Raw genomic sequence first — 675 nt, 5'->3', positions numbered from 1 at the left:
TCAAAATCGTAAGCGCCCGGGTTTTCTCCATATTTAAGCAAAAGATCATACGTCCGCTGATCAATKAATAACGACTTCGCGTATACAGACTTTGTATAATTCTCGGTGTCATTAATTGAAACTTTGCCTTCGCCCCTCGGGACGCTGTTCTTCGACGCAAATCCAAATGATTTGGTGGGCGACCCATCGCCTTGGCCTAAGTCAAACCACATATGACCCGCGTACGACGTCCCTCCGGATTTTAATGGGGTGTCCTTGGCTGCGATACGAATTGTAAGTATAGGCATGTTACTTCTCTAGCGCACGTTCGTTGGGGTCAAATCTGACCGATATTTCGAGCTCAACTGTCTCTATGGCCTGATGAGCAATAAAGGGCTCTATGACCAGCTCATATTTTCCGGGAAGAAGTTCTATTGTTTCGAGATTGCGACTATAACTTCCTGACATTTTTGTCTTGCCACCAGACATTACTGCATAGTGGCCCTGAGGCCCAAAGAGTTGCTTTGCGCCTTGTACCTCGGATCCATCGCTTCGAAGAACTGAGATGTTGAATGGCGTTTCTACGCCGCACTTATTTTCATAGCGGCACGCATTGAACGCCTCTCCAGCGTCGTTTCGTGCTCGCTGGCGTTCATTTTCTGAGCCGAACAAGAAATCGAGATCTATGTAGTAGAT

1 protein-coding gene is annotated in these 675 nt (G+C 47.0%); it reads right to left on the bottom strand.

Annotated elements, in window-relative coordinates; translation table 11 throughout:
- Positions 1-288 precede the first annotated feature (288 nt).
- The coding region (locus AC1DT3_RS23360; RefSeq protein WP_477467537.1) for a hypothetical protein at positions 289-675 on the bottom strand (387 nt) is incomplete at its 5' end.

The sequence above is a fragment of the Microvirga sp. P4_G7 genome (assembly GCF_056401005.1).
This window is presented reverse-complemented; position numbering and strand designations above follow the sequence as displayed.